The following is a 7,996-nucleotide window of genomic DNA, read 5'->3' as shown; positions in this document are numbered from 1 at the left end:
CAGGCCGCTAGGGACGGCAAAATTCCGGTTCCCCGGGACAGTAAGAAATATCCACCGTTTTTTCTTATGGATCTTAAAACACCCCCACCCCATCCGGGAAGAAAGGCGGCTGGCTGCCGCAGATTTGGACGGCGGGAAGCACGGCTCCTACGCGGATGCGTTTATCCTGGTAGCTTAACCGTCACTCAAACGGATACCTGATTCCCCACTCGGCTCTCATCGCATCCATCATTTTCATCACGCGGATGGTTTCGGCATGAGGCATCTGAGGGCATTCCAGACGGCCCTCCTCCAGTGCCCTGATGCAGGCCTCCACTTCGTATTCATACCCGCTGATCTGCGGCGGACAGTCAATGTGCTTGATTTCCCTGCGATCCTGATCGTAAACAGTAAGGCTTTCAAAATTATTGATGTTTTCAACTATCATGAAACCTTTTGTCCCGTAAATGATTCCTTTCCTGTCACTCAGGGAAAGCATGGAGCTGTTGAGGACGGCAACTTTTCCATCTTCATAAATCAGCGTTGCACTGTTCTGCTCGTCCACTCCCGTATCCGTATAGGTGCAGACGGAAGAAACCTTTGCCACCTCGTCCCCGAAAATCATCAGGGCAAAATTAAGCGGATAAACGCCCACATCCAAAAGCGCGCCGCCTGCCAGCTCCGGCCTGCGCAGCCTGGGAACCTGGCTGATAACATAGCCAAGGTTGGCTGTCAGCATAGTGGGTTCACCGATGATTCCATCCGCCAGTTCCTTCCGGATGGTTTCCAGCATGGGCAGATATCTCACCCATATGGCTTCAGTAATGAATACGCCGGCCTTTTCCGCCATTTCAAGAAGCTCGCACGCCTGTGCTGCATTGGCGGTAAACGCCTTCTCACAAAGTACCGGCCTGCCATGGGCGATACAGAGCTTTGCATTTTCAAAGTGTTCGGAATGAGGCGTCGCAATGTATACCAAATCCACATTTTCATCCCGCACCAGCTCTTCATAGGAGCCATAAGCCCTTGCAAAGCCATATTCTGAAGCAAAAGCCTCCGCCTTCTCCAGGCTTCTGGAGCCTATCGCATAGCGCTCCACATTTTCCATTTCCGCAATGGTTCTTGCCATACAGGAAGCGATTCCGCCCGCTCCCATAATTGCCATTCTCAGTTTTTTCATATCATTTTCCTGCTGCGGCGCCGGCTATTCACCGGACTGCGCCGCGCATCCCTCCTTCTTTTTATGTGATATCCCTGATCCTTTCATCATATTCCGTAACGCCTTTGAAACGCCGATTCCAGGGCACTTGTCTCCCACGGGAAAATGCAGTATCCCTCTGCGCCTGCCGCCGCCAGCTCCTTCAGCCGTTCAAAATCAATCCAGCAGACCGACTCCACCTCTTCCGCCTGAAGCCTTAAGTCCGCCTCGTTTACCGGCTTCTCGTACAAATATACCGCAGATATTTCCCGGTCAAGGATATGCTTTCCTCCAAAATAATCATCCACCTGGCAGGGATAGATTCCTGCAAAATACAGCTCTTCACCAGAGGCCGCAATCCCCAGCTCCTCTTCAAGCTCCCTTAATGCCGCTTCCAGAAAGGTGTCTCCGGCAGAAAGATGCCCTGCGCAGGAGGTATCATAACAGCCCGGGAAGCTTTCCTTCGTCCGGCTGCGTTTCTGCAGCAGCAGCTCAATCCGCCCTTCCCGGCGGCGCACCAGCCATATATGGGCGGTGCCATGCCAGTCACCGTCCCTGTGGACCGCGCTTCTTTCCTTCACCTCACCCGTAGGATCTCCCTGCGGCGTGCGGACATCAAACATTTCCATTGCTGTTTTCCTGCCTTTTTACTGTATTATATACCTCCGGATTTTTCACCACGCAGGCGCTCACTGAATCACAAATAAACAATCGCTGGCAAAGGGACCGTCTCCTCCGTTATAAATCTTACTGTTTCCCATATTATCAGAAACGGAAACTCTCTTCAGCCGGTAGGTGCCCGCTTCTTTGGTCTGGCTTTTCTTTATCACCGCCGAATATAAATCGCCCTTCTTTTCCAGATTCACGGTGACGGCCTTTCCGTTTTCGTTCTCAAAACGCACCGCTACCGTATCCACGCCGGAAAAATCATCCGCAACCGCAGCAGTCACCGTAATTTCGGATTCCCTGGCCGCCCGGGCAGGCGTCACCACTACCGCTCCCAGCACTGGCGGTGTTTCGTCAGCTGCCGCCACGCCGTTCATAATCTGGAAGCCGGCGGTCACAGGAAGCGTCTGGTATTTGTCGTTTTCCTTCCGGTCCTCTGCCCTGCAATATTTCAGATACCCTCCGTTATTATCCTGCAGTATCACCTTATCCAGTACAAAAAAACCGGCCGGCTCATAAATACTCATGGTCATCCATCCCGCATAAACACCATTCGCAAAGTCCTTATCACGGAGTATCTTGGTAACGGTCCTGTCGTTTGCCGTGTTTTTAAACTGGATGTTGACATGATCGATTCCGGCGGGTCCAGGCAGCGCCTGAACTGCCACATAGACCTTCAGCTCGGTTCCTTCCGCCTGCATTGCCCCGGCCGCCACCGCGCCGAGAAGCATGCCGGTTGTATTATCCGCCCCTGATGGTATTCCCGGGACGGCTTCCGCGGGAATTCCCGGGACAGCCTCCGCAGCCTGTGTACGCCAGGAAGGCAGCAGCCACATTATTGCCAGGGCCGCTGCCGTTATTATTGCTATTCGCCTTTTGCCTGTTTTCATTCAACCACTCCTTTTTTACAGCCGGCGCAGTAAATATACTGGCCTGTCGAACAGTTACTTTTATTCTATCATATCAGAAACAAAATGGAAGAATGCCAGGCAAAAGATTCTATTTTTTTATGATTCCTTGTTACTGTTCGCTCCGTAGCCAGTAACGATTCCTTTTCTATAATCTGATTGCAGTATAGTTGCAGAAAGCCCTGTCCCCTGTCCGGCCTGACAGCCGGAATTGTCTGTCCCGTCTCACCGGCTGACCAGGGGCATCTCCGTCATACGCAGATTGGTGCATCCATAGGGCTGCAGAAGCTTTTCCTCCGGCTGCGACAATGCCCTGCGCTCCTGCGGCAGAGGGGCGCAGACTCCGCCATTTTCCTGCCAGGGGATTTTTACCATTTCCGTTTTTATCTGCAGGGGCGGATTATCCACAGCAAAAGGATATTCTCCTATTTCATTGCTACGCACCTCAAACGTTTCCGTGCAGAAGCCGTAATTCCAGTCAGAGGCCGGCGTCAGCTCATAATCGCAGTAAGGAGCCTTGCGTTCCACGCCGTCCTTCACATATTCCAGCTTTCTGCAGGTTTCCGCGATGGGCAGGGAAAAAACCAGCGGGCCTCTCACCAGGGCTTTCATATCGTTCGGCCGGTCTGTAAGGACAGGTACAAAGGAAAAGCTCACCTTCACCCGGGTACTCCCCTCCCATTTACGGTAAATCCGGTAAAAGCTTCCCGACTCCGCCTTTTCACCATCCACCAGCGCTCCCTGTGCAAAACCGGGAATACGGACAAGAAGCTCCATTTCCACCGGCCGCTCCGCCGTGATTTCAATGATGGCTTCATCACGGAAGGGATACCCGGAAATCACCTGCAGTGAAACTGCCGTTCCCTCCTTTTCTATCCTTACGGAAACGGGAACCGGCGACATCACGGCCAGCCCATCTACGCTCAACGCAACCGCCGACAATGCGAATTTCGGCCAGGCCTGATTAAAGTTCGCCGTGCAGCATCCGAAATTCGGCTCCAGCCCAAACATATGGGCTTCCCCGCCATTGGAATTAAAGGGCACCTGATCCGGCGCAATCCTGCTGCAGCAGATCTGGTTTGTCATCTGCACATACTGATGTGCCCACATATCCGGCGTCGTAGTGGCAGGCAGACAGTTAAAGGCCTCTTTTTCCAGCAGATCGCCCCAGAAGGGATTCCCGCTCACCGCCAGGAGGATTTCATAGGAATACATAGCCTCGGCCACGCTGCAGCATTCGCTTCCCTGGACGGGCGAATCCCCGGACAGGCATTCGTCCCCTGTAAAATGCCCGGTTGCCATGCTGTTATACCGCATCACTTTTTCATACATTTCCCGTGCAAAGCCGTCCGCGCTCTCCCCGGTAAGCAGGGACATCAGCGCCCGGGATTTAAACGCCATGGCTGTATTCACCACATGGTTCAGCTGGGTCCAGTACTTATCCACCTCCGGATGGGCGAAGTCAAAATTCCGGTAAAGCTTTTCATAATCCAGCCCCTCCGCCTCCAGAACAAAGGCCAGCTTCAGCATCCAGTCCTCCGGCCTTCTCTCATACAGCCAGAGAAGGGGAACCAGGCACTCATACCACCTGGCTGCCGACCAGTTAAAAAGCGTACTGTTTGTCACATGCAGCAGCAGATTATGCATCGCCCGGTATATCGCCTGTTCGATCCTGTCATCCCCGCTGCATTCATAATACAGCACCAGCACCTTGCAGATCAGAAATGCCGCCCAAACGTCATAGGTGCTGCGTTCCTCCCTGGAACAGGGACAGATCCAGCCGTCCTCCTCCTGACGCTCCAGAATGGCGTCTATGTATCTGGCCGCACGTTTTTTTAATTCTTCGTCTTCCAGTAGATAGGCCAGGGGGATAAAGCCGTCCAGCCAGTAGGGCACGCGCTCCCACCCTTCCTTGTCTCCGCCTATCCATTTGCTGTCACGGATATCCGGCCATATCAGATCCAGATGCCCGGAAAGCCCCTCCGCCTGGATTTTAAGCTGCTGTCTGAGCCATCCTTCCGGACGAAGCTCCTTTGCGGTGAGGGGCGTAAACTTTTTCTTTTTCATCACATATACTCCTTTTTTTGTTTCTTTTTTCCTGTGTTTGTTTTATGCTGTATTTACGGGAGCAGGCCGTTCCAAAAGGCCCGCAGGCTCCCGGCAATTACCCATGAAAGGCGGTGCAAGCTGTGGATTCCATCATTCTTTCTCCGGCTCCCATGCCCTATCTTACCGACTGCAGCCTGAAGCGCTTCGGCACCGATGAATACCATTGTTCCCGTTACTGCAGCCATTTCGTGCTGATTTTCATGCTGAAAAACCGGCTGCAGTTCACGGAAAACGGCAGCCTGACCACGCTGCTGGCAGACGAATGGTACATCCAGAAAAAAAATACCTGGCAGGCGGCTTCCCGCCCCAGCCCCAATGCGGAATATTATTACATCCATTTCCAGGCCGATTATACCGAAGATCTCACCAGCAGGCTGATGCTTCCCATTAGAGGCGCCTTCCAGCCAGGCCTGTTTCTGCCGCTGCTGCAAAGGCTGTGCCTGCTCCTGCACCAGACGCCCTGCAGCCATCTGGAGCTGCAGAGTGAATTTTTCCGGCTTCTTGGCCTGCTGTATACCCAGGAGCAGTCCTACTCGGCACTGACGGCAGATCTGATGCGTTACCTCAATGAAAATTATGCGTCCCGCATCACTGCCCGGACCCTGTCGGACGTCTTTCATTATTCTTCCGAATATATTGATAAAAAAATGAAGGCGGAGCTGAATATGACGCCGCATGCCTATCTGACCGCCATCCGCCTGCAGAATGCCAAAAAGCTGCTGGAACGCTCCCAGCTGCCGATCCAGAAAATAGCCCTGGAATGCGGCTTCTCGGACAACTCCCTTTTTTATAAGGCCTTTCGGAAGCATTTTTCACAAAGTCCCAGTGAATGGCGCAGGCAGCATCAGTTCGTCTATCAGACGGCGGACCCTTCCTCTCAATCATAGTATGAACCGAAGGAAGTTTTAAGTTCAAAAACAGATGTATACATTGCAAATCTGGTACTAAAAAAGGCAGCCCCCGGAGTCTCCCCCAAAGGCTGTCCTTTTACGAAATTTTATTCCAGTGTCAGCATATCCCTGTGTGTGATCAGCTGTCTTAGCATCTTTTGGTTGATTTCTGCCAGCTCCGCATATTTTTCCGACTCCGAAAAATATGCCACGCAAATCATCTGAATGGAAAATACAATATAAGGAAGCGCTTCCTTCTCCTTTGCAGACAGCGGGTTGACGCTGTCATAGCCCCGGAGGATATTCTGATAGAGCAATCCCCACTGCCGCAGCTTTTCCTCATTGCCGTCTTCGAAGCTTTCCGACAGTATGCCCGTGGAAACATAGCAGGGATCAAAGAGCCGGATCGCCTTTTCGGTATTTTCAAATTCTATAAACCCTGCCGGCTTTCCTTGCCTGATTAAGAAATCGCTGGGCGTAGGATTGTGATGAATCAGCTGTACCGGAAGCATTGGATAGAGCGCTTCCAGCCCTTTTTCAAATTCAATGCAGAATTCGTCGGGCAGTTCCATCGCCCTGCGCGCGCCCGGCAGCGCCCAACCCTTGATACAGGCCAGCAGATCATCCTCCTGATACTCCTCCTGTTCCTCCATATCCTTCATTATCAGATGCAGCTGTCCCAGGATTTCGCCCACGTACCGTGCCCTGGAATTTCCCTGCTCTGCGTATAAATCCCGGGCCAGCAGGAATTCGCCTTCAGGCATCCGGGTCAGGCAGAAATACGTATCTTCATCCATTATGTATTTCTCCCCGTTTTTTGCAGGAACATATACGGCAGCCTCCAGTCCGGCCTGGCGCACTGCCTCCGACACCTCCAGGTGCCGCTTCAAAGCCGGCAGGTTTTCACCCGTTTTGAGAAGATAATTTTCTCCCACATACCAGCAGCGGTCGGATTTAAAGCCGCTGGATTCATAATAAAAGCTGCTGATTTTTTCCTGTTCCATTCCCCAATGGGAAAGTATTTCCTTAATTTTTTTCTGTGTAAGCATCACATGTCCCTCCTGCCTCAAATTGATTCTATATGGCCGTTTGGGTTTGTGCCGTTTCAGATAATTGGAGGGGGAACAGTCATATTCCCGCCGGAAAGCCCGGAAGAAGCCGGCATGGGTATCGAAGCCATAGCGAAGGGCTGCATCCACCATTTTTGCCCCGCAGCTGATGTCATAGATGGCATGCACCAGCCGTCTGCGCAGAATATACTGCATGACAGGCATGCCTACCTGCGCCTGAAACAGCCGGTAAAAATAGAACAGGGAAAATCCGGCACGGCTGCTCAGCTCCTCCGCCGTAATCTCCGTATCCAGGTTATCTTCAATATAATCCAGGCTCTCCTGTATTGTATCCCGGTAATCCACAGCGTGTATCTCCTTTTTCTGATCTCCGGCCTCCCGGCCATCGCAGTTAATCTCTGCCGTTGTGTTACCCGCCAGTTTTTCTGCTGACTCTATCTTAGCATTGAGGCATTGGAAAAACATTTCCTGTTTTGCCGCATTTTTTCAGTTAACAGGAAAAAATCCAGCGCCGCATCATTCCACCGCAACGCTGGATACCCCAATATTAATCAGGAAGTTTTCCAAAATTTCTTTCTTTTCCTGATACAATTCATTTGATATTGAATAAGAAACGACATAGACAGCAAAATCATTGTCCGGTATCCGCAGCACAAGATACTCCTCCCGCACCACACTGCCATCGTCCTCTTCAATCTCCTTCACATACCTTTTTCCCTGCAGCCCGTTTGCCGTACTGAAATCCATCCCTTCATCCTGCGGCATTTCCTCCACGCCTTTGGTTCCGTAAATGGAAATTTCATTGCCGCTGTCTCCGTCAATGTACAGGTCATAACCCCATTCGTAGCTGTCCATTTTCTCGCCTGCATTGATCTTTTCATAGGTATCATAGGTCCAGTCCTTCGGCAGAATCATAAAAATACTGTCCACAAAGCTGTTATGATTAAATGTATGGCTGATTACGCTGATTTCGTCCTGGCTCATAACCGCCGCCTCACCGCTCCCATTTCCCTGGCAGCCGGTAAAAAATACGGCGCCGGAAAGCAGGACGGACAATAATATTCCTTTAAGTTTGCGCAAGCTGCTTCCTCCTGACTTATCTTTATTCCCGCGAGCAACGAGCCATGCAAGCATGGCTATTTGGCAACTGCCGCGAGGGTCAAAGACCCCGCTGCT

General features: G+C 51.8%; 7 protein-coding genes. 1 reads left to right on the top strand and 6 read right to left on the bottom strand.

Features of this window, described 5'->3' with window-relative positions; translation table 11 throughout:
* Positions 1 to 181: 181 nt before the first annotated feature.
* The 4 genes from HMPREF1548_RS22195 to HMPREF1548_RS22180 all read right to left on the bottom strand — a co-directional run bounded on the left by HMPREF1548_RS22195 (position 182) and on the right by HMPREF1548_RS22180 (position 4,818).
* Complete coding sequence (locus tag HMPREF1548_RS22195) at positions 182 to 1,159, bottom strand: Gfo/Idh/MocA family protein (RefSeq protein WP_021638862.1); 978 nt, start codon at positions 1,157 to 1,159, stop codon at positions 182 to 184.
* An 86-nt stretch (positions 1,160 to 1,245) separates the two neighbouring features.
* On the bottom strand, positions 1,246 to 1,806 hold the full coding sequence (locus HMPREF1548_RS22190; protein ID WP_021638861.1) for an NUDIX hydrolase: 561 nt from the start codon (positions 1,804 to 1,806) through the stop codon (positions 1,246 to 1,248).
* A gap of 60 nt (positions 1,807 to 1,866) precedes the next feature.
* Positions 1,867 to 2,733: a hypothetical protein gene (locus tag HMPREF1548_RS22185; protein ID WP_021638860.1), complete on the bottom strand. Its 867-nt coding sequence runs from the start codon at positions 2,731 to 2,733 to the stop codon at positions 1,867 to 1,869.
* 243 nt (positions 2,734 to 2,976) lie between these two features.
* Complete coding sequence (locus tag HMPREF1548_RS22180; protein WP_021638858.1) at positions 2,977 to 4,818, bottom strand: beta-L-arabinofuranosidase domain-containing protein; 1,842 nt, start codon at positions 4,816 to 4,818, stop codon at positions 2,977 to 2,979.
* 122 nt (positions 4,819 to 4,940) lie between these two features.
* Here HMPREF1548_RS22180 and HMPREF1548_RS22175 point away from each other — a divergent pair, with 122 nt between their 5' ends.
* Complete coding sequence (locus HMPREF1548_RS22175) at positions 4,941 to 5,747, top strand: helix-turn-helix domain-containing protein (RefSeq protein WP_021638857.1); 807 nt, start codon at positions 4,941 to 4,943, stop codon at positions 5,745 to 5,747.
* 110 nt (positions 5,748 to 5,857) lie between these two features.
* On the opposite strand, the gene HMPREF1548_RS22170 is transcribed toward HMPREF1548_RS22175, so the two are convergent.
* Positions 5,858 to 7,165 (bottom strand): helix-turn-helix domain-containing protein, encoded by a 1,308-nt coding sequence (locus HMPREF1548_RS22170; RefSeq protein ID WP_035323419.1) that lies wholly within the window; start codon positions 7,163 to 7,165, stop codon positions 5,858 to 5,860.
* Between the two features lie 171 nt (positions 7,166 to 7,336).
* Positions 7,337 to 7,900: a hypothetical protein gene (locus HMPREF1548_RS22165; RefSeq protein WP_035323406.1), complete on the bottom strand. Its 564-nt coding sequence runs from the start codon at positions 7,898 to 7,900 to the stop codon at positions 7,337 to 7,339.
* Positions 7,901 to 7,996: the final 96 nt, after the last annotated feature.

It is taken from the genome of Clostridium sp. KLE 1755, assembly GCF_000466465.2.
GTDB lineage: Bacteria > Bacillota > Clostridia > Lachnospirales > Lachnospiraceae > Eisenbergiella > Eisenbergiella porci.
Note: the sequence above shows the minus strand (reverse complement) of the source record. Positions and strands in the feature narration are given on the sequence as shown.

Excerpts from the sequence above, each read along its gene's own strand:
- HMPREF1548_RS22180 (WP_021638858.1), bottom strand. The coding sequence starts at position 4,818 with ATGAAAAAGAAAAAGTTTACGCCCCTCACCGCAAAGGAGCTTCGTCCG.
- HMPREF1548_RS22190 (WP_021638861.1), bottom strand. The coding sequence starts at position 1,806 with ATGGAAATGTTTGATGTCCGCACGCCGCAGGGAGATCCTACGGGTGAG.
- HMPREF1548_RS22195 (WP_021638862.1), bottom strand. The coding sequence starts at position 1,159 with ATGAAAAAACTGAGAATGGCAATTATGGGAGCGGGCGGAATCGCTTCC.
- HMPREF1548_RS22185 (WP_021638860.1), bottom strand. The coding sequence starts at position 2,733 with ATGAAAACAGGCAAAAGGCGAATAGCAATAATAACGGCAGCGGCCCTG.